The sequence below is a fragment of the Ruegeria arenilitoris genome (assembly GCF_013030985.1).
Classification (GTDB): domain Bacteria; phylum Pseudomonadota; class Alphaproteobacteria; order Rhodobacterales; family Rhodobacteraceae; genus Ruegeria; species Ruegeria arenilitoris_B.
Genome location: NZ_WPYP01000009.1, coordinates 51868 through 78610, shown reverse-complemented (window position 1 = coordinate 78610; position 26743 = coordinate 51868). Strand labels below are relative to the sequence as shown.

27 protein-coding genes and 1 pseudogene are annotated in these 26743 nt (G+C 60.3%); 10 read left to right on the top strand and 18 right to left on the bottom strand.

Annotated elements, in window-relative coordinates; all coding sequences use genetic code 11:
* Positions 1 to 6 precede the first annotated feature (6 nt).
* A complete protein-coding gene (gene secB, locus GOX88_RS17585) occupies positions 7 to 504 on the bottom strand; it encodes a protein-export chaperone SecB (RefSeq protein ID WP_170404751.1) in 498 nt (165 codons plus the stop codon).
* A gap of 54 nt (positions 505 to 558) precedes the next feature.
* On the bottom strand, positions 559 to 1056 hold the full coding sequence (locus GOX88_RS17580; protein ID WP_170404748.1) for an FxsA family protein: 498 nt from the start codon (positions 1054 to 1056) through the stop codon (positions 559 to 561).
* 107 nt (positions 1057 to 1163) lie between these two features.
* Between GOX88_RS17580 and GOX88_RS17575 the strand changes: the two genes are divergently transcribed.
* From GOX88_RS17575 to GOX88_RS17565, 3 genes are read left to right on the top strand one after another with little or no spacing between them, the layout of a single operon-like run.
* Positions 1164 to 1823 carry a Tim44/TimA family putative adaptor protein gene (locus GOX88_RS17575; protein ID WP_170404745.1) on the top strand — a complete coding sequence of 220 codons (660 nt, stop codon included), beginning with the start codon at positions 1164 to 1166 and terminating at the stop codon, positions 1821 to 1823.
* Positions 1820 to 2860, top strand: coding sequence for a murein transglycosylase A (gene mltA / locus GOX88_RS17570; protein WP_170404742.1), 1041 nt, complete (start codon positions 1820 to 1822; stop codon positions 2858 to 2860). Before GOX88_RS17575 ends, mltA begins: the two co-directional genes overlap by 4 nt.
* A complete protein-coding gene (locus GOX88_RS17565; protein ID WP_170404739.1) occupies positions 2860 to 3447 on the top strand; it encodes a Smr/MutS family protein in 588 nt (195 codons plus the stop codon). The genes mltA and GOX88_RS17565 overlap by 1 nt, the downstream gene beginning before the upstream one ends.
* Here the strand turns inward: GOX88_RS17565 and GOX88_RS17560 are convergent.
* From GOX88_RS17560 to hslU, 3 genes are all read right to left on the bottom strand, one after another.
* Positions 3444 to 4664: an MFS transporter gene (locus GOX88_RS17560; protein WP_170404735.1), complete on the bottom strand. Its 1221-nt coding sequence runs from the start codon at positions 4662 to 4664 to the stop codon at positions 3444 to 3446. The genes GOX88_RS17565 and GOX88_RS17560 overlap by 4 nt on opposite strands.
* Positions 4661 to 5761: an alpha/beta hydrolase gene (locus tag GOX88_RS17555; protein WP_170404733.1), complete on the bottom strand. Its 1101-nt coding sequence runs from the start codon at positions 5759 to 5761 to the stop codon at positions 4661 to 4663. Before GOX88_RS17555 ends, GOX88_RS17560 begins: the two co-directional genes overlap by 4 nt.
* Positions 5762 to 5857: 96 nt before the next feature.
* Positions 5858 to 7165 carry an ATP-dependent protease ATPase subunit HslU gene (hslU, locus tag GOX88_RS17550; RefSeq protein ID WP_170404730.1) on the bottom strand — a complete coding sequence of 436 codons (1308 nt, stop codon included), beginning with the start codon at positions 7163 to 7165 and terminating at the stop codon, positions 5858 to 5860.
* 199 nt (positions 7166 to 7364) lie between these two features.
* Between hslU and GOX88_RS17545 the strand changes: the two genes are divergently transcribed.
* On the top strand, positions 7365 to 7766 hold the full coding sequence (locus GOX88_RS17545; protein ID WP_170404727.1) for a DM13 domain-containing protein: 402 nt from the start codon (positions 7365 to 7367) through the stop codon (positions 7764 to 7766).
* Between the two features lie 107 nt (positions 7767 to 7873).
* Positions 7874 to 9115: an MFS transporter gene (locus GOX88_RS17540; protein ID WP_170404724.1), complete on the top strand. Its 1242-nt coding sequence runs from the start codon at positions 7874 to 7876 to the stop codon at positions 9113 to 9115.
* A 97-nt stretch (positions 9116 to 9212) separates the two neighbouring features.
* On the opposite strand, the gene hslV is transcribed toward GOX88_RS17540, so the two are convergent.
* Complete coding sequence (hslV, locus tag GOX88_RS17535; RefSeq protein ID WP_170404721.1) at positions 9213 to 9764, bottom strand: ATP-dependent protease subunit HslV; 552 nt, start codon at positions 9762 to 9764, stop codon at positions 9213 to 9215.
* Positions 9765 to 9960: 196 nt separating this feature from the next.
* Between hslV and GOX88_RS17530 the strand changes: the two genes are divergently transcribed.
* Positions 9961 to 10155 (top strand): DUF1127 domain-containing protein, encoded by a 195-nt coding sequence (locus GOX88_RS17530; RefSeq protein ID WP_170326102.1) that lies wholly within the window; start codon positions 9961 to 9963, stop codon positions 10153 to 10155.
* A gap of 57 nt (positions 10156 to 10212) precedes the next feature.
* Here GOX88_RS17530 and GOX88_RS17525 read toward each other — a convergent pair whose 3' ends face one another.
* Positions 10213 to 10575 (bottom strand): Lin0512 family protein, encoded by a 363-nt coding sequence (locus GOX88_RS17525; protein WP_170404718.1) that lies wholly within the window; start codon positions 10573 to 10575, stop codon positions 10213 to 10215.
* Complete coding sequence (locus GOX88_RS17520) at positions 10572 to 10922, bottom strand: Lin0512 family protein (protein WP_170404715.1); 351 nt, start codon at positions 10920 to 10922, stop codon at positions 10572 to 10574. Before GOX88_RS17520 ends, GOX88_RS17525 begins: the two co-directional genes overlap by 4 nt.
* 209 nt (positions 10923 to 11131) lie before the next feature.
* Here GOX88_RS17520 and GOX88_RS17515 point away from each other — a divergent pair, with 209 nt between their 5' ends.
* Positions 11132 to 11905 (top strand): hypothetical protein, encoded by a 774-nt coding sequence (locus GOX88_RS17515; protein WP_217354254.1) that lies wholly within the window; start codon positions 11132 to 11134, stop codon positions 11903 to 11905.
* Positions 11906 to 11959: 54 nt separating this feature from the next.
* Here GOX88_RS17515 and trxA read toward each other — a convergent pair.
* The 8 genes and pseudogenes from trxA to regB all read right to left on the bottom strand — a co-directional run.
* A pseudogene (gene trxA / locus GOX88_RS17510) lies at positions 11960 to 12301 on the bottom strand (thioredoxin); the annotation flags it as partial.
* 39 nt (positions 12302 to 12340) lie between these two features.
* Positions 12341 to 15700, bottom strand: a complete 3360-nt coding sequence (addA, locus tag GOX88_RS17505; RefSeq protein WP_170404709.1) for a double-strand break repair helicase AddA — start codon at positions 15698 to 15700, stop codon at positions 12341 to 12343.
* On the bottom strand, positions 15697 to 18624 hold the full coding sequence (gene addB, locus GOX88_RS17500) for a double-strand break repair protein AddB (RefSeq protein WP_170404707.1): 2928 nt from the start codon (positions 18622 to 18624) through the stop codon (positions 15697 to 15699). Before addB ends, addA begins: the two co-directional genes overlap by 4 nt.
* The gene (locus GOX88_RS17495; RefSeq protein ID WP_170404704.1) at positions 18617 to 19303 is read right to left on the bottom strand and encodes a nucleotidyltransferase family protein; all 687 of its coding nucleotides are present in this window, start codon (positions 19301 to 19303) and stop codon (positions 18617 to 18619) included. Before GOX88_RS17495 ends, addB begins: the two co-directional genes overlap by 8 nt.
* The gene (locus tag GOX88_RS17490) at positions 19300 to 20304 is read right to left on the bottom strand and encodes an aminoglycoside phosphotransferase family protein (RefSeq protein WP_170404702.1); all 1005 of its coding nucleotides are present in this window, start codon (positions 20302 to 20304) and stop codon (positions 19300 to 19302) included. Before GOX88_RS17490 ends, GOX88_RS17495 begins: the two co-directional genes overlap by 4 nt.
* Positions 20301 to 20774, bottom strand: coding sequence for a tRNA (adenosine(37)-N6)-threonylcarbamoyltransferase complex ATPase subunit type 1 TsaE (gene tsaE / locus GOX88_RS17485; RefSeq protein WP_170404697.1), 474 nt, complete (start codon positions 20772 to 20774; stop codon positions 20301 to 20303). The genes GOX88_RS17490 and tsaE overlap by 4 nt, the downstream gene beginning before the upstream one ends.
* Positions 20775 to 20815: 41 nt before the next feature.
* A complete protein-coding gene (locus GOX88_RS17480; RefSeq protein ID WP_170404694.1) occupies positions 20816 to 22321 on the bottom strand; it encodes a PAS-domain containing protein in 1506 nt (501 codons plus the stop codon).
* 60 nt (positions 22322 to 22381) lie between these two features.
* Positions 22382 to 23779 (bottom strand): sensor histidine kinase RegB, encoded by a 1398-nt coding sequence (gene regB, locus GOX88_RS17475; RefSeq protein WP_170404691.1) that lies wholly within the window; start codon positions 23777 to 23779, stop codon positions 22382 to 22384.
* A 90-nt stretch (positions 23780 to 23869) separates the two neighbouring features.
* Here regB and GOX88_RS17470 point away from each other — a divergent pair, with 90 nt between their 5' ends.
* Both GOX88_RS17470 and GOX88_RS17465 read left to right on the top strand, forming a co-directional pair.
* Positions 23870 to 24490, top strand: a complete 621-nt coding sequence (locus tag GOX88_RS17470; RefSeq protein ID WP_170326090.1) for an SCO family protein — start codon at positions 23870 to 23872, stop codon at positions 24488 to 24490.
* Positions 24491 to 24566: 76 nt separating this feature from the next.
* Entirely contained in the window at positions 24567 to 25121 is a 555-nt protein-coding gene (locus GOX88_RS17465) for an ActR/PrrA/RegA family redox response regulator transcription factor (RefSeq protein ID WP_058283361.1), read from the top strand.
* A 48-nt stretch (positions 25122 to 25169) separates the two neighbouring features.
* Here GOX88_RS17465 and GOX88_RS17460 read toward each other — a convergent pair whose 3' ends face one another.
* Entirely contained in the window at positions 25170 to 25490 is a 321-nt protein-coding gene (locus GOX88_RS17460) for a hypothetical protein (RefSeq protein WP_170404688.1), read from the bottom strand.
* 91 nt (positions 25491 to 25581) lie between these two features.
* A complete protein-coding gene (locus GOX88_RS17455; protein ID WP_170404685.1) occupies positions 25582 to 26175 on the bottom strand; it encodes an HD domain-containing protein in 594 nt (197 codons plus the stop codon).
* Between the two features lie 205 nt (positions 26176 to 26380).
* Here GOX88_RS17455 and GOX88_RS17450 point away from each other — a divergent pair, with 205 nt between their 5' ends.
* Complete coding sequence (locus GOX88_RS17450) at positions 26381 to 26695, top strand: hypothetical protein (RefSeq protein WP_170404682.1); 315 nt, start codon at positions 26381 to 26383, stop codon at positions 26693 to 26695.
* Positions 26696 to 26743: the final 48 nt, after the last annotated feature.

Here is a 26743-nt window from a genome sequence, read left to right as displayed (position 1 = left end):
GGTCAATCAGGCGTCGGTTTTCTGCGCTTCGGCCTGGCGACGCATCAATTCGTTGCGATACAGCGCGACGAAGTCGATGTTGTCCAGGTTCACCGGCGGATAGCCACCGTCGCGGGTGATGTCGCTGACGATGCGGCGCAGGAACGGGAACAGCATCCGCGGGCATTCGATCATCAGGAACGGGTGCAGCTGATCTTCGGCCACGCCCTCGATGTGGAACAGCCCGCAATAGTCGATCTCGCACAGGAACAGAACGTCCTCCAGGCCCTTGGCTTTCGACTTGAGGTTCAGTTTGATCGCCACCTCGTACTGATGTTCAACCGAACGCTTTTTCGCATCCAGATTCACCTGAACCGCGATCTCGGGCTGAACGTCACCGGACACGCCCTTTTGCGCCATCACGTTTTCAAAGGACATATCGCGAATGAACTGTCCCAGAACACGCATCTGAATTTGCGGGGCGGCCTGTGCCGCGGTGTTTTCTGCAGGGCTTTCGTCAGCCATGGATCTACTCCGAAAATGAAATTCGACACTGCTTAGCAAGTTGGGCGCGGCACCTCAATGCTGGTGCGGCCCTTCGACCCATTTCGATGGCTTTGAGGGATCCTGGCGCGGCCGGACCTCGGTAAAGTCGCCGTCAATCACGTCATCGTCAAACGGCGTGGGACCGGAGCGGAACTGCGCGCCGGTGCCCATCTGGAACTGCGTGATCGTCACTTTCGATTTCAGATAGCGGAACACCGCCACCCGAACGCCGGGTATCAACAGTGCAAAACCGACCGCATCGGTAAAAAAACCGGGTGTCAGCAGCAGAACACCCGACAGCAGGATCATCGCGCCATGGGCCAGCGGCTCGGTCGGGTCGTCCAGTTCGGCAAAGGACCGCTGCAAATTGGCCAGCGCCATGCGACCTTGTGTCCTGACCAAAGCAGTGCCCAAAACGGCCGTCAGCACCACAATCGCAAGGGTGGGCCACAGTCCGATCAGACCGCCAACCTGTATGAACAGGGCGATCTCGATGATCGGGACCAATAAAAATGCCAAGAACAGGTACATTTGCGTTATCCTTTACCAGAGGCCGGGCGGTGGACTTGCCACGAACTGTCACCTACATAGTGGCATGAGGCCGTGTATACAAAGTCGCGGTCTGAAAAGAGGATGAAATGAACGAACCGATGATCCAGTTGCTGGTCCTGGCCGGAATTGCCGTTTTCCTGATCCTGCGCCTGAAAAGCGTGCTGGGCACGCGTGAAGGTTTTGAGAAACCACCGGTGCAGCAGCAGCCCGATACTCAGAACGCCCGCCGCGGGTTCGAGGTGATCGAAGGCGGCCCGGATCACGACATCACAGACCATGTCGCCGAAGACAGCGAGGAGGCACAGATCCTGGCCGCGATGAAGCGGGTTGAGCCCAGCTTCTCGGTCACTGAATTTGTGCAGGGCGCGCGCGGTGCTTATGAAATGATCGTCATGGGGTTCGAAAAAGGAAATCTGGACGAAATCCAGCCTTTCCTGTCCGAAGAGGTGTTTGACACTTTCGTGTCTGTCGTGGCCGCCCGCGAAGATCAGGGTCTGACCATCGAAGCCGAGTTCGTTGGTGTCCGCGAAACCTCGCTGGCAGATGCGAAGTTCGACAAGGATACCAATCAGGCCGAGATCACCATGAAATTCGTGGGTGAACTGACCTCGGTCGTGCGGGATCGCGGCGGCGACATCATCGAAGGCAGCCCGAACACCGTCAAACGCCAAAAGGACAGCTGGACCTTTGCCCGTGTCATGGGCTCGGACGATCCGAACTGGCTGCTTGTTGCCACGGACGCATGATTGCCGCACTCCGGTCGCTCTTACTGGTGGGCGTGATGACCACCGCAAGCGCCGCCGGAGCCGAGGCGACGCGCTCGATCCTGTCGTTTGACGATCTTGAAGGCTGGGCCGCCGATGATCACGGCGCGGCCCTTTCTGTTTTTCTGAACACATGTGGCGATCTGGATGACCCGGATTGGCGCGCGCTGTGCGGTGTGGCGCAGACCTATGAGGCCGACGCCGCGCGGTCGTTCTTTGAGCTGTTCTTCCGTCCGGTTCTGGTCGCAGACGGCAAAGATGCGCTGTTCACGGGGTATTTCGAACCCGAACTGGACGGGTCACGCACCCGGACCGACCGTTTCAAATACCCGATCTACAAGATGCCCCCCGAGGCCCGGGCCGAGGGACCATGGTTGAGCCGTCGGGAAATCCTGACCGGTGAGGCCATGACCGACCGGGGCCTTGAGATTGCCTGGGTCGATGACCCGGTCGAACTGTTCTTTCTGCAGATCCAGGGCTCGGGCCGTATTCGCTTGGCCGATGGCGGGGCTTTGCGGGTGGGCTATGGCGGTGCGAACGGTCATCCCTATCGCTCGATCGGGGCTGAACTGATCCGGCAGGGCGCGTTGGGCGCGCATCAGGTCAGCGCCCAGATGATCAAGGCCTGGGTGCGCAAGAACCCCGAGGCTGGGGCTGAGTTGCTGTTCCACAATCCCTCTTACGTATTTTTTCGCGAAGTCACCCGCGTCGCGCCTGAATTCGGGCCGCTGGGTGCAATGAACCGGTCTGTCACCACCCTGCGCAGCATTGCAGCTGATCCGGCCTATACGCCGTTGGGGGCTCCGGTCTGGGTAGAAAAAGACGGCAAAAACCCGATGCGCCGGCTGATGATTGCGCAGGACACAGGCGCCGCCATCAAGGGGGCACAGCGGGCGGATATCTTCTTCGGCACCGGGGATGAGGCCGGACAGGCCGCCGGACGTTTGAAGGACCCGGGCCGGATGATCCTGCTGCTGCCGATCCAGCGCGCCTATGCCATGATCCCGGATGAATTCTGATGCCCCGCCGCAAACTGACCGCTGAAGAGATCGAGCTGTGGCGCAAGGTCACCAAACAGGCCGAACGCCTGCACCCCGAGCTGCCGCAATCGGTGCATCCGACCACCCTGCCCAAGCCCAAGCCGACCAAAGCGCCGAAATTCCGGCTGGAGGGGTTCGAGGTCGGCCAGAATGCGCAGGTAAAGCCGGTGCGGCATGCGTTGAAACCCTCGGTCACTGACAATCTGCGGGCCAGCCCGGTGCAGATGGACACCAAGGCCTTTGGGCGGATGAAACGCGGCAAGCTCAAGCCCGAAGGGAAGCTGGACCTGCATGGGATGCGGGTCGACACGGCGCATCCGGCGCTGATCCGGTTTGTCCTGACATCGCAGGCGCAGGGCAAGCGGCTGGTTCTGGTGGTGACCGGCAAGGGCAAGGACCGGGATGAGCCCGGCCCCATTCCCACACCGCGCGGGGTGTTGCGCAATCAGGTGCCGCACTGGCTGTCGATCCCGCCGCTGACGCAGGCGGTGCTGCAGGTCACGCCTGCTCATATCAGCCATGGTGGGGACGGGGCATATTACGTCTATCTGCGACGCAACCGCTAGAACTCGGCCCGGGCACGGCGGATACCAGTCCAGGCCAATACGCAGACCAGAACAAAGAAAACGGCGATCCACAGGAACTGAGTACCCAGCGATACGCCCCGGTCGATCAGCACCCCGGTCAGCGCCGGGCCGATGGCTGATCCCAACACCATAACCGCCGTTGCCAGCGCCTTGATCGCGCCTATGTGCCGTGTGCCGTAGAACTCGGCCCAAAAGGCGCTGGGCAAGGTGTTGTTTGCGCCTACGGTCAGGGCCAGAAAGATCAGGCCGATCAGGGCACCGCTGATCGTGTCGATTGCCGAGAGGATGGCAAAGCCGATAGCCATGGGCAGTTGGTAGAACGGCATGATCCGCGCGGTGCCCCATTTATCCAGCGCCCAGCCCGCCGCAAACATCGACAGGATCGAAACGCCGGTGAATACCGGGAACAAAGCGACCAGTTGAATATGCGGCCAGTCCTTGACCGCGGCCAGATGGACCTGATGAAAGAAGAAGGCTGTGATGAAGGCCGATGGCCCCAGGATCGCTGGCGCCATGAACCAGAACAGCGGATGGAGCAGCGCCGCGCGCCGGGTCCAGTGCCGATCCTGCATGCCGGTGGCGGTGTGAGCGTCTGACAGGCTCTGCGGGGTGCGTTCCTGCCGCAGCAAACCTATCAGAACCGGGATGCTCAGGATTGTCACCCCCGCGGCAATCACCCACAACCAGCGCCAGTCCAGAAAAGCCATCGCGGCCACAAAGATCAGTGGCAGCAGGGATTCCCCGATCGCGTAACCCAACGAGGCGATGGACAGCGCCTTGCCCCGGGTTGCGGTGAACCAACGCGCCATGGCGACCTGCGCCAGGTGGATGCTCATCCCCTGCCCGAACAGGCGCAGCAGAAAGATCACGAAGGGCAGCAGAAACAGCGCGCTGTTTGTCGCCATCACCAAAGCCGCAAGGGCCAGACCGGACAGAACCACCGGCCCCAGTACCCGCACGCGGAAGATATCGGTCAGCCCACCCGCCCAGATCATCACTACGGCCGACACCGTGGTGCCCAGCGAATAAATCGCGCCCCACGATCCGTGGCTCAGGCCGAATTCAGCCCGGATCTGGCCCGAGAAGATCGAGATGAAGAAGGTCTGCCCATAGCTGGACAGAAAGGTCAGAAGGACACCCGCGCTCAGCCAGTTCGCATTTTCGATCAGATACCGACGCAGGTTGAACGGCGTCACGGAGTGATCACCTCGGCCTCGCCGGTTTCCGTCAGTACAATCTCGGTCGCGCCATCCGGGTTGCGTTGGCTGCGCGGCACCAGAACGTCAATGCCGGGGCGCTCGTCCGGGCCGAATGTATTGCTGACGCGGCGGACCGAACTGAGGATCGCCAGCAAAGCCGGAGAGGTCGCGGCCACGAAATGCGAGGACTGAGCATCGCTGTTGAAGGCCGTGGTGTCGATGACGTTGATGGGAAACTCAGCCAGCGTGCCGATTGAGCTGATATTGCCCAACCGCTCGCCCTCGGCCGTTCCGCGCAGGCGGGCCGAGATGTTCAGGATTTTGTCTTTCTGAGACACCATGACCACAAACGGATCGGGGGGCGTCTTGATCCGCTTCATCTGTGAGCGGAACAGGTCCACATCCAGATCGGGCGAGATCAGAACAACCCCTTCGAGGTTTCGTTTGGCCCAGCCGGGTTCCTGCAATTCGGCCTGCCGCATCATTTCCATCGACAGGGCACTGCCCATCGAATGCGCCACCAGAACGACCCGTTTGACGCCCATGGATTTCAGTTCACGGATGGTCTGTTCCAACCCGTCACGGGCAAACAGCATACTGTCCAGATCGTAGGCATAACCGTACCCAGTCGCGCGGCTGGGCCAGGAATATACAAAGATCTGTCCGGGAAGGCCGATGTCATGGGACAACTGCGCGGCGCGGAAGATGGTTTCCGTCTGGGTCGAGTTATAGCCGTGCACAAAGATCGTGACGTCGTCCTGCCCACGCAGGTGTTGCCGCAATCCCTGTGGCCCGTCCAGTTCAGTAACGCCCGCCAGCACGAACTCTTTCTGCGGATTCGGGTTGGCGTAAGAGAACTTCAGCGTTCCCGGCGTGTGATTTGGCGGGATCGAAACCTTGGTTTCCAGAAATTTCAGCGTTTCGCCTCGTTGGAAACCGTATGCCCCATCCGCCTCGCGGGCGCGGGTTGTGCTGGCAAACACGGTCTGGGGCGTGCCAACGGTCAGGGCCGAGGGTACGGTTTCCGTAATCGTCCGGTCGACACAGGCGGCCAAAGACAAGGAAACAGCTAAAAGGATAAAATAGCGCAGCACGGAAAACCCTCGGAACCTTTTGCGCCAAGCTATCGATTTCTGGCCCCACGTCCAGTGACATGGGGCAAAGGGAGCGGCAAAAACCGGCTGCCCGTGTTACAGAACGTAACGGCTGAGGTCGGTCGACTTGGTCAGCTCGCCCAGATTGTCGTCCACGAACTGCGCGTTCACGACAATCTCGGCCCCGGCCTGATCGGGGGCGGTAAAGGACAACTCCTCGAACACCCGCTCCATCACGGTGTACAGCCGCCGTGCGCCGATGTTTTCAATGGTCTGGTTCACATCCGCAGCGATGCGCGCCAGTGCAGCGATGCCGTCTTCGGTAAAGCTGACGGTGACCTCTTCGGTGCCCATCAGAGCGGTGTACTGAAGGGTCAGGGCGTTGTCGGTCTCGGTCAGGATGCGTACGAAATCCTCTTCGGTCAGCGCGCGCAGCTCGACACGGATCGGCAGGCGACCCTGCAATTCCGGCAGCAGGTCCGAAGGTTTGGCGATGTGGAACGCGCCCGAGGCGATGAACAGGATATGGTCTGTCTTCACCGGGCCGTGCTTGGTGGATACGGTGGTACCCTCGATCAGAGGCAGCAGGTCGCGCTGCACACCTTCGCGGCTGACATCGCCGCCGCGCGCTTCCGCGCGGGCGCAGACCTTGTCGATCTCGTCCAGAAACACGATGCCATTCTGCTCGACCGATTCCAACGCCACACGGTTTACGGTTTCATCATCCAGCAGCTTGTCGGCCTCTTCCCCGATCAGCGCATCATAGCTTTCGGCGACGGTCATGCGTTTCTTGACGGTGCGCCCGCCGAAGGCTTTGCCGAAGATATCGCCCAGATTCATCATGCCCATCTGGCTGCCGGGCTGGCCCGGAATATCGAACATCGGCATCGGGTTCGAGCTGTCGGACAGCTCCAGTTCGATCACCGTGTCGTCCAGCTCACCGGCCTTCAGTTTCTTGCGAAACATTTCGCGCGTACCTTCGCGGGCGTCGGTGCCTGCGATGGCTTCGATTACGCGGTCTTCGGCGGCCTGGTGCGCTTTGGCCTTCACATCCTCGCGCATGTATTCGCGGGTCTGGATGATGGCCGCGTCCGCCAGATCGCGGACGATCTGTTCCACGTCACGGCCGACATAGCCGACCTCGGTGAATTTGGTGGCCTCGACCTTGATGAACGGTGCGCGGGCCAGTTTGGCCAGACGGCGGCTGATCTCGGTTTTGCCGACGCCGGTGGGGCCGATCATCAGGATGTTCTTGGGGTATACCTCATCCCGGATGTCATCGGCCAGCTGCTTGCGCCGCCAGCGGTTGCGCAGGGCCACAGCCACGGCGCGTTTGGCGTCTTTCTGCCCGATGATAAAGCGGTCCAGTTCCGAGACGATCTCGCGCGGGGTCAGGTCGGTCATGTCAAATCTATCCGTCTGTTTCGCAGCGGAACCTAATCATACCACGCGAAAACACAAGCCGATCACGGAAACATCACGCCAACTCACGGTAAGCACACGCATTTTCGTGGTGATGTGAATCGCCTTCCACGCATGCGCTGCGGCATAACTTTTTTCGACGGGCAAAGCTGCCTGCATCTATCAATGGAGATATCTCATCATGATGACTCGTCGTTCGCTTTTTGTGAAAGCTGCAGCCGCCGGCGCGGCCCTGACTTTGACCGGCACCGGTGCTGCATTGGCTGGTGGCGCCAAGAAGAAAGGCACGTTCGAGGGCCGTTCGAACCACATCACCAGTGGCTCGGTGAAATTGGTTAAAGATGGCGATCGTTACATTGTAGAACTGGGTGACGACTTCTCGCTGGACGGTGGCCCTGATCCGCGTGTGGCCTTTGGCAAGGACGGCGCCTATGCACCCGACAGCAAACTGGGCGCATTGCTGCATCTGACCGGCAAGCAATCCTATGCCGTGCCGCCAACCATGGATGCATCGGGTTATAACGAAGTGTACATCTGGTGCGAAGTCGCCGGTGTTCCGCTGGGTGTTGCTTCTCTGAAGTAAACGCGTTGGTCAGAGGCCAACACCCCCCGGCCTCTGACCCCCCGTTAGGTAACAAAGGCTTCGTCTGTTACACTCGCCCCAAGGTATTGGAACCGGGGGCGTATTTTATGACCAAAATTGCCAAGATCACCTTGCTGTTTGTGGTATTCGTCGACCTGATCGGGCAAGGGCTGGTTTTCCCCATCATCAACTCATTGATCATGGAGACCAAATCCGGGTTCCTGCCCGACAGCACGCCCGATGGCCGACGCCATTTCTATTACGGGCTGGTGATCGGGTGTTTTTTTCTGTCGTGGTTTTTGGGGGTGGTCTACGTCTCGAAGGTCTCGGATTCCATCGGGCGCAAGAACGCGCTGCTGGTCTGTCTGGGCGGTGCACTGGCGGGGTATGCCATCACCATCGCCTCGCTTTATATGGACAGCCTGCTGCTGCTGATCCTCGGCCGGTCGATCACCGGGTTCACGGCGGGCAACCAGCCGATTGCGCAGGCGGCGATGATTGACGGCAGCACCGATGCCGCCGACCGGGACCGCAACATGGGATATATCGTGACCGGCGTCAGCTTTGGCCTTGTCGGAGGGCCGATCATCGGTGCCGTTCTGTCAGACTCCGCCTTGCTGGGCAGTGTCGCCACGCTGAAAACGCCATTCTATGGCGCCTTCGTTCTGGTGCTGATCGCCATCTTCCTTGTCCTGACATTCTTCAAAGACACGCGCACAGAACGCACGGCCTTTGTCTTCCGCCCCCGCGACATCACCGACAGCCTGATTGCGGTGCGCGGTCACCCGATGGTTCTGAAAATCCTGCCCGTCTATTCGTTCTTCATGATCGCCAACGTGACCTTTTACGTATTCGTCGACAATTTCCTGACCAGCCGTTTTGGCTATGGCGTAATCGGCGGCAGCGTGGCGATGGTGGTGATCGGCTTTGCGCTGGCCTTTTCCAGTACCTTCCTGGTGAAACCGGCGCAGGAGAAGTTCAGCAAGCACCAGATCGTCTACACCTCGCTGATCGTCATGGTGATCTGCGGCTTTGCCTTCGCCTTCAGCCCCAGCGGGGTGCTGAGCTATGTGCCGGTCTTCTTCTTCTATTTCTTCTTCGGCGTTTCTTACCCAACCCTGCTGGGTCTATTCTCGTCCAGCGTCAGTGAGACGGATCAGGGCTGGGTCATGGGGGTGACCACGGCGGTCTTCTGCCTCGCCGGAGGCGTCATGTCCCTGATCGGCGGCGGGTTGATGAGCATCGATATCCGCGTGCCCTATTACATCGTGATCATCGCCGCGATCTTTGGCCTGATCGGAATGCACCGCCGCTGGAAAGGCAAAGAGATCAAGGCGTTGTTAGCCTGAGACAGTTTTGCGTTTGACTTGAATCGAAATACGCTGCCTCTCCCTTCGGTCGAAGGCGCATTTCGATATATTGTTTTTGGATAAAACGCAGAACGTCCTAAATCGTCTCAACCGTCAGATTGCCGTTGGTGTAGACGCAGATATCGGCGGCAATCGCCATTGCCTCTCGCGCCACCTGTTCGGCCTCTTTGTCGCTGTCCATCATCGCGCGGGCTGCGGCGAGGGCAAAGTTTCCGCCCGATCCGATGGCCGCCACGTTGTGTTCCGGCTCCAGCACGTCCCCTGCCCCGGTGATAACCAGCAGATCCTTGCCGTCGGTGACGATCAGCATCGCCTCAAGCTTTTGCAGGTACTTGTCGGTGCGCCAGTCTTTGGCCAGCTCGACCGAGGCGCGGGCCAGTTGCCCCGGCGTGGCCTCAAGCTTGGCTTCCAGCCGTTCCAGCAGAGTGAACGCGTCGGCGGTCGATCCGGCAAACCCGGCGACGACCTCGAACCCGCCCGGCGACAGGCGGCGTACCTTGCGGGCGGTGCCCTTGATCACGGTCTGGCCCAGGCTGACCTGTCCGTCGCCGGCAATCACCACCTGGCCGCCCTTTTTGACGCCAATGATCGTTGTGCCATGCCAACCGGGAAAATCGCTGTCTGCCATCAGGGCCTCCGTTCTTCGCTGGCATCCTATATGGGCCGGACCCGTCCGTAGCGCAACAGTTCTCAAACTGCTCAAAAGATATGCAAGAATCGCAAATCGGGGTTACCGGACTAGCAATTGTGAGACTCGGCATCTGGTCCTAAATGAGACTTACAACCGACGAAGGGTCGGCTGTTTCAGTTTAAGGAATGCGCAAATGGCAACCACCGCAAATATCCATGCGCCGCTCGGAGCAGCTACCATCCTGCATGTAGTGGACGCGTTCACCGCAGCTTTTGAAAAAGCAGCCGAATGGAACGAAACCCGCAAGACACGCGCGCTTTTGGCAGAGCTGAGCGACGCACAGCTGGACGATATCGGCCTGTGCCGCGCGGATATCGACAAGATCTGATCCGCGATTAGTACGACCGCAAAAGATAAGCCGCTCGACCGAGCGGCTTTTTCTTTGTCAGGACAATCTGTATTGGCCCGATAGGTCGGGCAGGAACGCCTCAATCGCGGCTGTAGCCACGACATGTCGGGTTCCGGCGTCGGTATCCTCGACGTCCAGCCCGCCTTTGACGGCCCGTACCTCGGCCCGGCCGCGGGGCAGATCAGCGGCGACCAGATCACAATCCACTTGGCTTGGTTCCTGTACGCCAATCGTGACTTGCACGCGCATCTCGGCATGGTCGATGCCCAGTTTGGAAAACAGGGTGATCGAGGAATGGTGCAGCGCATCCTGAACCGCCCGCCGCGCCGCCTTGGTATAATCCTGACCATAAAGGTCGTTGCCGGTGCCCATTTCAAGAATGATGCGTTTTTCGGTCATGCCACGGCCTCCATGTCGAACGAGACAACGACGGCCGCATTGGCAATGACGGTGCGCCCTTTGGTATGCGGTTTTTCGATATCCAACCCGCCTTGCGTGACGGTGATATTGGGCTGGCCATAGGGGAAGACGGCTTTCAGCGCGTCCTTGTCCACCTGATCGGGGTTCTGCACCCCAATCTCGGCATCGATGATCATCGCTTCTTTGGGAAAATCGAACAGCTCGGCCATGTTGACCGAGTTGTGCCACAGCGCGTCTTTGATCGCCCGCAGCGCGGCCTCGGTATAATCCTCGCGCCGCAGCGACGTGCCCATCCCGAACTCAACAAGAACCCGTGTCTTTGCCATCTGTGCCCCTTTTGCTTCTGCGCATTTGCTTGCTGCCACAGCAAACCGAATTCGCCGGCACGTTCAAACAAAAACTTCAAAATGAGGCCGGGACCGATCAGGGAAAGAGCGTCTTCCGCCGTGCCCCGAAACCAAACAGCGCTGGCATTCCGTACCTGCACATGACAAGACAATGGAACCATACAGAAATCACCTTCGTCGGAGCCCACATGCTGACCACGCCCGGACCTGACATGACAACGGCTGATAGGCGGGCATTTCTTGCCGAAGTCATCAGACCCCATGATCTAGGGTATAAGCTTGTCCGCGTGGGTGAATTTGGCGATGGTGGGTACCTTCTGCCCAATGATCTTGATGATATCGTAGCCTGTTTTTCACCGGGTGTTTCCCTGCAATCCAGTTTTGAAATGGATCTGGCGAAACACGGGATTCCGTCTTTTATGGCCGATGGTTCGGTTGACGAGCCGATGCTGAACGTTCCGGGTGCGGTTTTCGTCAAGAAGCATCTGGCCGCCAAAACGGGTTCGGACGTGATCTCGCTTGAGGATTGGATGGCAGAATATGCGCCGTCCGAAGGCGACATGATCCTGCAGATGGACATCGAAGCGGCCGAGTATCCGGTTCTGTCCACCCTGCCCGCCGCGCTTCTGAACCGGTTTCGCATTGTGGTGCTCGAACTTCACCGCATACCGTCGATCCTGATGAAGCCGGCTGCGTTCCAGCGGGCCTATCCTGCGTTGGCGGCGCTGAGTGACGGTTTTGTCTGCGCCCATATCCACCCAAATAACGCATCCGGTACGGTGGATATCGAAGGTGAAACCTTTCCCCGCGTGATCGAGGCCACCTTTGTGCGGCGTGATCGCGTGAAACAGATGGTCCCGGCGACCCGGTTCCCTCATCCTCTGGACCGGCGGCACAGGCCGAACGGACCGGTTTTCAAATTGCCGCAGGAATGGATCGGTCCAAGGTCGAGCGCGACATAGGCAATAAAAAACGGGCACCGCACAGCGATGCCCGTTGATCAGAATACGCTTGGATCAGATGGATTCTTCGATCCAGCTTTGCAGTGCCGCCTTCGGGGCCGCACCAGCGCGGTTCGAGACAACCTGACCGTCCTTGAAGATGAACAGCGCCGGGATGCCGCGCACGCCCATGGCTGCGGCTGCGTTCGGATTGCTGTCCACGTCCACCTTGGCGATTTTGATCTTGTCACCGTATTCAGCGGCCAGCTCTTCCAGAGCGGGGCCAATCTGCTTACAGGGGCCACACCATTCGGCCCAGAAATCGACAACAACGGGGATGTCGGAATTCTTGACTTCGGCGTCAAAGGTATCGTCGGTTACGGCTACGGTCGACATTTCATGTCTCCTGAATGGGGTAAACTCGGGAACAGAACGTAGGGTCGCCGCTGTCCGAGGTCAAGATATCTGGGTGTCGGCCAGCGCATCCGTCACAAGATCGTGTGGCAACCACATAAGCTCGGCCGTGCGGGTCCACAGGATCGCCGTGCGGATTTCGCGATCCGGATAAATTTGGGCCAGGGCCTGCGCGTAAGCTCCCATCTGCCGCAACAGGCCTTCGGGGCAGGTCGCAGGGCTGTTGGGAACCGTGGCATTTGATTTGAAATCAATCACCTGCACATCGCTCTCGGTCACGATCAGCCGGTCGATCACCCCGTGCATTCGCCGCCCGTTCAGGTCGGCGGTGACCGGAACCTCGGCCAGCGCATCGTCCGCGAATACCGCTTGCAGATGTTCTGTCGTCAGCACATTTTGCGCCTCGGTCAACAACTCCTGCCGCTCCGTGTCCTGCATATCGGGCAGAACCCGGGCGCAGAGTTGCGGCCATTTTTCCTGCGCAATTGATGGCAGATGTTCCAATAGCAGGTGCAGGCGCGTGCCGCGCAGCTTGGCGGCCTCTTCATCCTGACCAGAATCACCGGGCAAGGCTTTGGCCCCGCCCAAATCAGACGGGCTGATCGTTTCCGGCGCGGGGTCCGGTGTCGTGGCAGGATTCAGGAACTGATCCGGCAGCGGCGTATGGGTAATTTCGGGTTCTGCATGTTCGACAATCGGCAGCGTATCCCAATCGGCATGGGACAGGCGCAACGTGTCTGACTCCGGCAGTTGCGTGGCCCCTGCCCGCGCCATCGCGGCTTCAACCATCTGATACCAGCTGGTTCCGTCCTTACCGACATCCCCCGCCGCTCCTACGATCAACCACTTTTCTGCCCGTGTTAGAGCCACATATAGCAGGCGCAGCCGTTCATTCTCTTCCCGCGCCCGGGCCTCAGCCCGCGCTTGTGTGATCAGGGCTGGTGACGCATCCGCCGGGACCTTCCACAGCGGCGTGCCCTCACCCACCATGATCTCGGCGTCGCGCGGGGCCTGCCGTTTGCCGGTATCCGGCAGGATCACAATCGGCGCTTCCAACCCTTTCGACCCATGCACAGTCATCACTCGGATCATGTTGCCGACGCCGCTCATCTGCCGTTTGATTTCCAGATCGTCGGTCTGCATCCACACAAGAAAGCCGGTCAGGCTGGGGATATCGGTCCGTTCATACGCCAGCGCCTGCGACAGCAGCGCATTGATTCCATCCTCGGCCTCAGCCCCCAGGCGCCCCAGCAGCTTCCGCCGGCCGTCATGGCGGGTCAGGATGCGTTCGATCAGGTCGTAGGGGCGCAGAAAGTCGATTTGACCGCGCAAGTCGTTGAGGATTTCCAGCGTTTCCGGAAACTCTTCGGTGCGATGGCGCAGAGCCGCCCACAGGAATTGCTCCTGCCGCCGATGCGCCAGATCGAACAATTGCTGTTCCGTCCACCCAAACAGAGGCGACTTCAGCACGGTCGCCAATGACAGGCTGTCCTCGGGCGTGGCCAGAAAGCTGAGCAGCGCGGCCAGGTCTTTTACGGCCAGTTCCGCACCCACTTTCAGCCGGTCAGCCCCGGCGATGGGCAGACGCAGGGCCTTGCAGGCGCGGATGATCTCGGCAAACAGATCGGATCGGCGCTGAACGAGGATCAGGAAATCCCCCGGCTGCACCTTGCGGCGCACGAATGTGCCGGGCGTGTCACCATCCTCGGGGATCGTCTCTCGGCGGTCGATCATGTCCTTAATCGACTGGGCCACCTTCTCGGCCAGAATGACGGTGTGGTGCCGCGCGCCGGGGCGATCAACCGGGTCGGTCCAGTCGCCATCATCGTCTTCATCTACCTTTTCGATCACCGGCCACAGATCAACCCGACCGGGCAGATCCGCCTTGAACGCACGGTGCAGACTGTCCTTGTGAAACCCGGCCTCGGCCCGGTTTTCGAACAGGATATCGACCAGAGACAGGATCGCACTAGAGGACCGGAACGAGTATTCCAGCGTCGAATCCCACAGTTTAGAGCCTGATTCCGCCAGTCTGCGCCCAAACTCCTGCTGCATCCGGTCAAAGGCCTGCGGGTCGGCGCCCTGAAAGGAATAAATCGACTGTTTCTTATCACCAACGACGAAAATCGTGCGCTCGACCCCGGATCGGGCCCCTTCCCCGCTGGTGAATTCCTGCGCCAGTTTCTCGACCACATCCCATTGGTCAGGGCTGGTATCCTGCGCCTCGTCCACCAGAATGTGGTCGATGCCACCGTCCAGACGGTACAGCACCCATTCCGCAACCGCCGGGTCGTTCAGCACCTGCCGCGCGCGCAGGATCAGATCGTCGAAGTCCAGCCAGCCGCGCAGCTGCTTGCGCCGTTCATATTCCGGCAGGAAGGCGGCCGCAAAGCGGTGCAGCACATGGGTCTTGCGCGCCGCAACCAGCGCCAATCGCTGCTCACGCGCGGCCTCGATGCGCAGCATGAGGGATTCCAGTTGCGGCATCTGCTCGGCCAACGCGCCTTCGCGCAGGGCTTTGGTCGGGAAGCTGTTTATCTTGGCTGTAAAGGGTTCCTTGGCGGATTTCCCTGTCAGAAACACGCTTTCCAGTACAGTAAGGCTGCTGATCCGCGCCTCGGTGAAGGCCGACAGCTTGGCAGCCGCCTTGGCGTTGTTGCCGCCACTTTCAGTTAGCGCAGGCAGGATTGAGCGGATCAACTCGACCTCACCACCCATGAAAACGCGGGCTTGCAGGGCGTCTTCGTCGAACCCCTCTGGCAAGTCGAAGCGGAGCAACAGATCGGGCCAATTCAGCGACTGCGCAAACAGGTTGCGTTTGTGGGTGATGGCTGCGGTGAGGTTCTCAAAACCGGTATCAGTAACAAATCGCGCCACATCTTCGATCAGCGCGGCCTGCGGGCCTTCGGCGAAATCCTCGACAATCTCTTCGCGCAACAAGGCTGCAGCACGGTCTTCCATCTCGGAAAACTGCGGGCTGACCCCAGCCTCCAGCGGAAACCTCCGCAGGAGTGAGGCGCAAAACGAGTGGATCGTCTGGATTTTCAGCCCGCCCGGCGTCTCAATGGCGCGGGCAAACAGCGTGCGGGCCTGCGCCAGCCGGTCCGGGTCGATCACTCCGGGCACGCCCAAATCGGTTAGTTGGGCCAGCAGCGCGTTATCCGCCAACATCGCCCATTCACCCAGCCGTTTGAACAGGCGGTTCTGCATCTCGCTGGCGGCGGCTTTGGTATAGGTCAGGCAGAGGATGTGCTGCGGCTGTACCCCACCCAGCAGCAACCGTGCCACCCGGTCGGTCAGAACCCGCGTCTTGCCCGAACCCGCATTGGCCGCCAGCCAGGTCGAGGCATCGGGCCGCGCCGCCTGCACCTGCCGTTCGGTTGCGTCGTTGCGGGCCTTCATTTCAGCACCTCGGGATCGGTCTCATCGGTGCGGTCCCATTCGCCGAAACGGGCCAGATGGTCATAGTCGCCAATATCGGTGTCCTTGTGCAGCATCCGGCGCGATGTGAAGCCTTGATCAGGCTCTAAATAGGCAGAAATCAGCTCTTTCAGCTCAGCCAGAACCTTGTCGGGCGGCTCTTTGGCCAATGGGGCCGTGACCTCCTTATAGGTGCCGCCCATGCCGATAAAGACAGCCTCGGCTACGGGGAGCGGGTCAATGCCTTCGATGGCGCCCTGCTCGGCCATCGCCGCCTCGATCAGCAGCTGTTTGTCAAACTTGGCCTGCTGGCTTTCGGTCGGAGGTGTGCCGGTCTTGTAATCCACAATCCGCAGCGCGCCGCGACTGTTGTGGTCGATCCGGTCCGCCCTGCCCGCGATGGTGAAATCCAGCGGGCTTAGCACCAGTTTCATTGCGGCTTCAAAGGCCACCGGTCCGCCATCGCCGCGCCGGGCGGTTTCGGCGGTCAGGAAATCGTAGGCAATGCGTTCCAGCCGGGCCAACCACAATTTGCGGGCTGTGGGCCAGGCGACATGCTGATCCAGCAATGTCTCGGCGCGCTTCAGGAAATTCTCGCGCGTCAGCAAAGCACCGTCCAACACGCTGTCCTTGACGAAATGTTCGAGTATTTCATGGATGACAATCCCACGCAGCAAGGCATCCGGGGCCTGCACCAAAGGGTTCAGAGGCCGCAGCCGCAGCACATGCTTGGCATAAATCGCATAGGGATCGCGGATCAGGCGCTTGATTTCGGTGACACTCAGACGGCGTGGGCGCGCGGCGACCGGCGGGCGCGGAGATGGGCGCGGGGCCGGATCGATCCGCGGTGCGGCCTCGAGTTGTTCGGACCAACGCAAATATGTCTGACCCCGGGCGCGCATCGCCGACAAAGCAGCTCGACCACCCTGCCCCGGCAAGCCCTGCAACAGGTTCGTCATCCGGTTCAGCCAGCGCGAGGGCACGGTTTCGGCGTCGTCCGACCGGGTGGCTCGTGTCAACCAGACCTCGGGCGCGCCGACAGCCTGTTGAAAGTCGTGGGCAGACAGGCCGATGCGGCGTTCGGGCAGCAACAGCCCGGCCTTGTCGCGCATCTGACGGTTCAGCCAGGGGTCGGGCGCGGCGGCCTCGGGCCAGCTGCCTTCGTTCAGGCCCCCAAGGATCAGCAGATCGGCCCCCTGCACCCGTGCCTCAAGCGTGCCCCAAATCATGATGTGCGGATGCGGCGCGTCGCGGTCGCGAACCTCTTCACCGGCCAGTAACGCGCCGAGCAAGTCGGCAAAATCATGGGCGGTCATCGGGCCGCCATGCTGCGCCTCGCCTTCCAGCGACGTCAGAACCTTCAACGCCTTTTGGCCTGCGTTCTTCTCCCACAGCGGTCCGGTTTCACCCTCGTTACCGGCTGAAATCGCTTCGGCCAATACACGCAGGCGGGTCACCCAATCCGACAAGGGCAGCTCACCCGTCACATGCTGGTCGCAAAAATGCGTGGTGAGCCAGCGCATCCAGCCTTCGGGCACTTCTTTGCGGATGGCGAACGCGATCAGGCTGGCGCTGTCTGGGAACGGAGGGCCATACCGTCGCAAATCCAGTTCCAGATCGCGGCTATGTAACAGATGCGCACCACGATCACCGCCACCGTGACAGAGCGGGTGTTTCAACAGGGTCAACAGCGCCTCACCCTCAAGCCGCCGAGCGAACAGACCCGCCACATGGCGCAGAAACCGTCCCGGAGGGGACAGCTGCAGCGGCAGGCCGGCACTGTCATCGGGCAGGATGTTCCAGCGATCCAGCGCGGCGCTGACCTGACGGGTCAGCATCCGGTCTGGGGTGATCAAGGCGGCGGTCTGGCCGGTTTCGGCGGCCTCGCGCAGACGCAGAGCGATGGCGAGCGCCTCGGCTCGTGGGGATTGCGCCTCGACCAGGGTGAGGTCTTGCGTGGCACTGTCCAAATCGGTCAGCTGAGGGCCTTCGGACATCCATGCATCAGTGATCGGGGCAGGGCGTAAGGCCAGTGAAATCAGCTTGTTACGGGCAGGTGAGGGGGCGGGCGCATCAGTCCAAGGCGCGATCTGACCGGGTTGCATGTCAAGCTGTGTCATCAGCTTGCGGAACCGGTATTGCGGGTGATCTTCCGAGGTCAACGCCTCGTCCAATCCCCGCCAGACATGGTCTGGCTGGTCGAAATCATAACCGGGCAGGATCAGCGCGCCCTGGGGTAGACGGGCGACCGCCTCCATCAACATCAGCGTGGTGCCGCGCGATCCGGTCGAGCCTGCAAGGATCACGGGATGCTGCGGTGGCGCTACCTGCCAGCGGTCAATCAGGTTCTCCACCACGCGCCGCTGCCGCGCCTGCGCGTCCAACGCATCGGGACCGGAGTCGATGAAGTGATCGGCGATCCCTATAAACGCCTGCGCGCGGGCCCAGTGACCGGACATATCGCTGACATCCAACTGACGGATCGTATCGGGGGAGACACCTTCGCCCTGCATCTCGTCAATCAGCGCGGCCAGACTGTCGGACAGGTCAAACAACGAGGACCGCGCGGCCAGATCAGGCTGTTGTTCCAACAGCTTGGCGATCAGTTGCGTCAGTTCCAACCTGCGTCGTAGGGCCGGGATTGCAGGGGGGATTTGCGCCAGATCGACGCTTTCCCCAAGATCGGTGACCAGTGAAAGCCGCGGTAGCAGACAAGCTGGCCCCTGATCGAACAGATCGCGCACACGACGCGCCATGCGGCGGGTGTTCACGACAAGCTGCACCCGGGCCAAGGCCTCGGGCGGGCGTTCGGCGCTGCGAAGGTGAAGCCCATCCACCAGCGCTTTGGGAAAATCCGATCCGGGCGGTACTGCAAAGACGCGGGGCGTGGCGCTGGGCTTAAACATCCGCGATCAGCCCTTCGGCCAAGGCGATCCCTTCGGGGCGGCCCACATCGCACCAGAGACCGGGATAGGTGGCCGCGAAAAGACGCCCTTGGCTGTGCATCTGGTCCCACAGCAGGTTCAGCGAGAATGCCTTGTCCGGAATAGCCGTCAGCCCCTCGGTTTTTAGAATCTGCGCCCCGCCATAAACCAGGCCGGGGCCACGAGTGATCCGTCCCTCGGCATCGGCGGTGAAATCTCCCTTGCCGGTGTGGCCGATGGTCTGGTTGGTCGGAATGCACATCAGCAATGCGTCCATCCGATCAGGATCCCAGGCATCGCGCAGCAGGGTCAAAGGATTCGGCCCGGCCCAGATCGCATCAGTGTTCAGGGTATAGACCGGATCCGGTCCCAGCAGGGGCAAAGCGGCCCGCAATCCGCCGCCCGTTTCCAGAATCTCGGGCTCTTCACGCGACAACAGTACGCCTTTGGGCGACAGATGCGCCTCAAGCTGATCGGGCAGGTAGTGAAGGTTGGCCACCACGCGATCAGGTCCGAGATCGTTCACCAAATCCAGCGCATGATCGATCAGCGGGCGGCCCGCGACCTCGATCAGAGGTTTGGGGCGATCCTTGGTCATCGCGCCCATGCGGGTGCCAAACCCGGCGGCGAACAGCATCACGGCTTCGGAAGGTCGGGTCATGTCTGTCTGAGCCTGTCCAGATTTTCCGGGGTTGGCGCGGGCAGGGCCGTACGCAGCAGATCGGCCACGGTGGCCAGCGCAGGATGGTCCAGATCGCGCATCAGATGCGCCCATGTGGCCGGGATCAGATCAACGTACTGAGGTTTGCCGTATTCCGTCGCCAGACGGGCAAACACGCCCAGAATCCGCAGGTTTCTCTGCGCCCCCAGCACCGCATAAGCGGTGCGGAAGTCGTGATCGTTCACGCCAGTTGCGTTAAGATAGCGGTTGACCATCCGCATCTCGGTCCCCGGAGCCACGTCGCGGCGGACATCCTGTAACATCGAAACAAGGTCATAAGCCGGATGGCCCAGCATGGCAGTTTGGAAGTCCAGCAAACCCACCCGTTTCACGCCTTCACGGTCCGGCAGCCAGATCATGTTCTCGGCGTGGTAGTCGCGCTGGATCACCACTTTGGTACCCGAAGTTTCCTGATGCAGAATGTCTGAAAACCGGTGTTCGAATTGTTCCCGCGCGTCCGCGTCGTGCTGACCCAAAACCGCCTGCGCGTATTTGGTGAAGGACAGCGCCGCCAGCTCGGTCATCAGTGATGGGCCGTATGAGGGCAGAGACAGGGTGGGGGCCTGATGCAGCGCGATCAGGACATCGGTTGCAGCCTCGTATAGCTGCCGCTCCATCTTTGGATCCTGCTTCAGGATGCGGGCAAACAGGTTGTCCCCCAGATCTTCCAGCAGCAGAAAGCCGTATTCCGTGTCCTCGGCGTAAATCTCGGGCGCGCTCAGGCCGATGGACCGCAAATGGTTCGCCATGCGGACAAAGTCCTCGACCGGTTCGGCCTTGCCCGGAGGGGAGTCCATCAGCACGGCGGTTCGGCCGGTTTCGGGATCGGTCAGACGCTCGTATCGGCGGTTCGAGGCATCCCCGGCCAGTGGCGCGCGCCTTGCGTTGGCCCATGGTGTTTGTGCTATCAGCGCCTCGGCCAGCACGGCCCTGTTAGTCATGCGGCGCTCTCCAGTTTTTGGGGCCATTTCGGATCGGACCACGACAGGGTCAGGTGACGGTTTTCCATCGTATCAGGGTCTGTTTCAAAGCTTAGTTTCAGGGCGGTTTCAGGGGTCAGCGGACCCAGCTTGTCGGGCCATTCAACCAGGCAGATGGCTTTATCAAATGCCTCAGTCAGGCCTAATTCCTCGATCTCTTCCACGGCGCTCAGCCGGTAGAGATCGCAATGCCAGATCTCGCCGGCCGGTGTGTCATAGGCCTGTACCAGCGTGTAGGTGGGCGAGGGCACATCCTCGGGCACAGTCATCAGGGATTGGATCAGGCTGCGGGCGAAATGCGTCTTGCCGCTGCCGATGACACCTTCAAGCAGCACCACGTCGCCGGGGCGCAATTCCGCCCCCAGCCGGGCGGCGAACCGGGCTGTTTCTTCGGGCGAAGTCAGGGTGATGGAACGAGGGTGCAACGTCATGGCGCCACAATGACCTCAGGCCCTGTCGGCTGCAACCCGGTTCAGGCGCTGATTTGGCGGATCGGCTGTGTTGTCGCAAGCTCGTCCACCACGAACCGGACAATCGTTGCGCCATTCTGCATCGGACTGACGAAACAGGTCAGATCGGTGCCGTTGCGCATACGTATCTCGCCCGACCATTCGGCGCGGTTGTCGCGCATCTCGACAAAGTCGCGAACCTCACCCAGCAGTGGCGTGGCGGCACATTGGTCCTGCCAGCTGCGGGTCACGTCCAGCACCGAGTCCGGTTCGAACCCGGTCTCATCAGAGGCCCCCCACAGTTCTTGATAGGCGCGGTTGGTGAAGGCCAGCGTTCCGTCATCGCCGAACACCGCGATGGCATCGGCCAGCTTGTCCAGCACCGATTGCATCAGGTCCATTTCCGAGCGGAACCGGCGGGTCAGGGTAATCTCGGCGGTGATATCTTCGAACAGGAACGCCACCGCACCGTCGGGATGCGGGCGCCCGCTGACCGAATAGACCGATCCGGAAGGCAGCGACCAGGTTTCCTGATAATTCCCGTCCTCGGCGGCCTCGAGCAGGTCATTCATCTGGCTGCGCCAACTGCGGTAATTCTTGGGTTCCGGCATCATGTGCTGATCCCGCAGCCGGTCAAAAAAGCTGGACAGGCTGGGGCGGCAGCTGAGGAAATCCGGGGGCAGGGTGGTCAGGTCGATCAGCGCCGGGTTAAACAGCGCCAATTGTCGGTTGCGGTCAAATATGGCCAGTCCGATGGACAGCTGGGCAAAGGTTTTCGTCATGGTCTGGACGAATTTGCGCTGGGCAGTTTCGGCGGCAACAATGGCATTGATATCAACCGCGTAACACAGGTGACCTTCGGGGTGATCGACAAGCGTCAGGTCGAACCACAGCTTGTTCTCACTGCTCTCGGACGAGATCGAGATGCGGGTTTTAGCACCCAGCCGTGCATCCCCGTCCGCCCCGGGAAACAGCGGTGCGGTCAGATCTGTATCGGGGCCACGGACCTTTCTGACCAATGTGACATAGGCAGCATTGCACCAACGGACATTGCCTTGATGATCCAGCAGCCAGACAGGATACGGAGCTTGCTCCATCGCCAGACGGATCGGATCCTGCGCATCGCGCTGGACCAGGGTGGGGCGTTCGGCGCTGTCGCGCAGCTGAACGCGGACGATGCCGTCAATCCATTCGCACAGAATGTCCCGTTCGACGGTGCAATCGATCGCGGGAATGACCAACGTACCCAGATGGCGGATATGGTCGGGTGTTTCGGGAAAGCTGGGAAAATCCCGTTGCAGCAGCCGACGCAGGTCGGGCCAGTCGCGGACGGCTTCGAACCCTTCAAGCGCGATGTCGGAGTGGCTGATCAGGCGATTGCCATCGAACAGAAACACCGCATCATACAGTGATGCGGGTGCGGACAGGCCGAAATTGTCGCCCCTCTGCCGGCGGCGGGGCAAAAGCCACTGCACCGCCAGGCTGGCAGACACAAGGCTGATCGCGGCCAGAATGATCCAGTCGACCATGCGCTCTCCGGAATTGATACCGGAGGGACTATGCGTGCTAATGGTTAACGGGGTCTTAACTCAGACCTGGATCTGCTGGTTCTCACCCGAGGGGACAGGGGTATCGCCGGTTTGGGCATCCACCAGATTGCGCGGCCACGACACCTGTACAATTGCGCCCCGGCGTTCGGGATTGTCGCACAGGTTCTGATAGGGGTCCGAACCGTTGGCGAAGTGCAGCTCTGCTCCGCTGCGTTCCAGCAGGGTCTTGGCGATGAACAGGCCCAGCCCCATGCCCTCATACTCAGGGCGGGTGCTTTGATCTTTTTCGGCCCGGCGACGGCGCATGAAGGGGTCGCCGATCCGACCGATCATCTGTGACGGGTATCCGCGCCCGTCATCCATGATGTTGACGGTGATCTGATCCGAGGTCCATTCGGCCTCGACCCAGACATTGGCACGGGCAAAATCCACCGCGTTCTGGATCAGGTTGCGCAATCCGTGAATGATCTCGGGCTTGCGCAGGATCGAGGGTTGCTGCACATCGCCGTCCCCTGCCGGGCCTTCGGCAAAGTGAACGGTCTTGCCCCGATGAAGGTGTGGCTCGGCGGCCTCATGCACCACGGTGGACAAGGGGGCCTGACGCAGATGCAGGTCGTCTTTACCGGCCCGGCCCATATCGCGCAGGATATCGCGGCAGCGATTGGCCTGTTCGCGGATCAGGGCGGCATCTTCTTTCAGGTCGGGGCGGTCGTCCAGTTCCTCGATCAGTTCGGAGCTGGTCAGCTTGATGGTGGCCAGCGGCGTGCCAAGCTCATGCGCTGCGGCCGCAACCACGCCGCCCAGATCGGTCAGTTTCTGTTCCCGCGCCAGTGCCATATGCGTAGCGGACAGAGCATCGGACATCGACTGCACCTCGGAGCTGACGCGGTGGGAATAGGCACCGATGAAGACGATCGCGATAACAACCGCCGCCCAATTGCCGAACAGCAGCATTCCGGGGATTTCCAACATCTGCCCCGCTTCGGTGCGCAACGGCAGGTGAAATTCAACCAGCAATGAGGTCAGAGCAATCGCCACCGCCCCCACGATCACGGTCGAGCGGGTGCTCATCACATTGGCCGAAATCGTGACCGGCCCCAGCAACAGCAGTGCAAAGGGGTTGTTCAGGCCGCCGGTCAGGTACAGCAGAATCGCCAGCTGCAACAGGTCGAACAGCACCATCAGGAAGTTTTCGAACTCGGTCAGGCGCTTGTTTTTCGGAAACAGCAGGATGGCGGTCATATTGCCCATGACCGAAACGCCGATGGCCACATAGCACAGCGCCATCTCCAGCTGCACCTGAAAATACTGCTGCGCAACCGTGATCGCCGTGAACTGACCGAAAATGGCCACCCAGCGCAGCAGGATCAGCGTGCGCAGCCGGATCCAGCTGCTGCGTTCCTGACTGCGCCATAATGTGATGTTGGAATTTGCCATCGGTCCATTTTGTCCTGTTGCATCGGCTGATCATCTTGATAGGTGTCCCGGCGGAAACGATCAACAACCCCTCATCTCAGGATTGATGTCATGATCCGTCTTTACGCCATCCTTGCAACCGTTGTTCTGGCCGTCGGTCTGGGCGCCATGTGGCTACTGACACGGGGGGCGGGGTCGGACGATCAGTTCGCGCAATGCCGGTCGGCCCAGATCGCGGGCGGCACAGCTGCAATCGGCGGTCCGTTCGAGCTGGTCAACGGCAAGGGCGAGACGGTCACCGACAAGGATGTGATCACCGAACCGACGCTGGTTTATTTCGGCTATACGTTCTGCCCCGATGTCTGCCCCTTTGACATGTCGCGCAACGCCGAGGCCGTGGATATCCTGGCCGAGCGCGGTCAGTCCGTGACGCCGCTGTTCATTTCGATCGACCCGGATCGGGACACGCCGCAGGTGGTGGACGACTTTGCCTTCAACCTGGGTGGCAAGACCATCGCGTTGACCGGCTCGCCCGAGCAGGTCAAGGCCGCCAGCCAGGCCTACAAAACCTATTACCGGGCGCATGACAAAAGCGACGAGTTCTATTTGGTCGACCATTCCACCTTTACCTATCTGGTGACGCCCGAGCATGGTTTTCTTGAGTTTTTCAACCGTGATGACACGGCGGAACAGATGGCCGACAAGGTTGGTTGTTTTCTGGACAAGTTGTGATGCGTTTGACCTTTGGAATGGCGCTGCTATTACTCATGTTTAAGCCAAAGGCGTGAAATAGCGGAAAGAACAGAATATGGCGGACAGCTCAGACCTCGATATCGGCCCCGATAAATCCCTGCTTCTGGTGGATGACGACGAGCCGTTTCTGAGGCGACTGGCCAAGGCCATGGAAAAACGCGGGTTCGAGGTTGAAACCGCAGGCTCTGTCGCTGCAGGCCGCGCCATCTCCACCGCCCGCCCACCTGCTTATGCCGTGGTTGATCTGCGGCTCGAGGATGGCAACGGTCTGGATGTGGTCGAAGTTCTGCGTGAAAAGCGCCCCGACAGCCGGGTTGTGGTACTGACCGGCTACGGCGCGATTGCCACCGCCGTGGCCGCCGTCAAGATCGGCGCGACCGATTACCTGTCAAAACCTGCCGATGCCACCGACATCACTAGCGCACTGCTGGCCAAGGGCGACGAACTGCCCCCGCCGCCGGAAAACCCCATGAGTGCAGATCGCGTGCGTTGGGAACATATCCAGCGGGTCTATGAGCTGTGCGACCGGAACGTGAGCGAAACCGCCCGCCGCCTGAACATGCACCGCCGGACGTTGCAGCGGATTTTGGCGAAGCGTAGTCCGCGTTAGCGGCCCCCGTGGTATTTCAAAACAAGAGACCTCCTAAAACACCAACGGCTATGCTTTCTTTTCCCACCCGCGCTTTACGCCGGCCAGAATGGCTGGTCCAGCTTCTGCGGTAGGCACAATTTCCATTATGTCGTTGTGAAAAAGCGGCCAAAACTGCGCGCATATTCCGATTACTTCGGCTTTGGACTCTGCTTCGAGTAGGACATACCCCTCGGTATTGCTGATCCAGCCTGTGAATTTTACCGGCCCTTCGCCATCGACCAGCTCACTGGCATCACCGACCATATCGGTCCATGCCGCAATTTCACCTTCGCGATCCTTGGGCCAGGCGGCTGCGGAGCAAGTAAAGTGATTAATGTAATGAGGCATAAAAATAACTCCCTATTGAAGTGCTTGGTAGCCTACGCAGAAAACTGGTCGTTGCGTGTTCTTCTGGTTCGCTGCTTACCACAAAACCGCTTCAGAGTTGAGTTATTAACGCCTCATGTCGTTCAGTGTATGCCTGCCTTACCTCAACTGGCGGGCGCAGCTTAATCTGCAGCCCCTCCATCACCGCCTTGTCCGGGCGACCAAAGAACTTCGTCGCCTCGGCTTCGGAAAACCCCGCGATCTGGGTGGCCTCCATCCAGGCACTGATCTTGTCGGCCTTTTTGATCTGCCGTTTCACCGTTTTCGGCACTGCAGCAGGTAACCCGAACCGAATGTGGATCGCTGCCGCCAACCGGTCATCCAGCGCGCCGTAATCGGGGCCGACGGCGGATTTGACCGGTGAGATCATATCTCCGATCACATATTCCGGCGCATCATGTAACAAGGCCGCGAGCCGCCACTTCACCGGCGCATTGGGCGCTATCCGGCCAAAAAGATCTTCGACCAGCAGGGAATGCTCGGCCACGGAATAGGCAAAATCCCCAGCGGTTTGGCCGTTCCAGCGGGCCACAAAGGCCAGTCCGTGGGCGATATCTTCGATTTCTATGTCCACAGGGGTCGGGTCCAGCAGGTCCAGCCTGCGCCCCGACAGCATCCGCTGCCATGCTCGTGCTTGTGTTGCCATTATGCCATGCCTTGTGAAGTGGCTCACGTAAGTTTCGCGTTTTTGTGCTATGATGTACCTGTCGAGATCACCGGCTGCCAACATTTTCTTGACCAGACGTGCTTTGAACCGGCGCGTGGTGATACCGACATTTGTGCTGAGGGGGGTGCATGCTCCTCCTGGTGTGCCCCTCTCGGAACGTAACTCGTATCGAAAGGAGCTAGCTATGTTTAAGCGACTGTTTGGAATTACCCTGGCCTTTGGAATGGCAGCCACTGCCCCACCCGCCTTTGCCCAAAGCTGTGCACAACGCGAGCATGTGATCGCCAAGCTGCAGGACAGCTATTCGGAAGAGCTGGTCTTTGGCGGATTGCAGAAAACGCGCGGTGCGCAGACGGTCATGGAGGTCTGGACCTCGAAGGAAACCGGAAGCTACACGGTTCTGGTGACCCAGGCGAACGGCATTAGTTGTATTGTCGCCGTTGGCACAGATTTTTTTGAAGCGATCCCAAAGATTAAGCTAAAGGGTCAACCCAGCTGATTTGAGCGGCGGAAAACCCCGTTTCCGGCCATTCGCGTTGCCACCTGC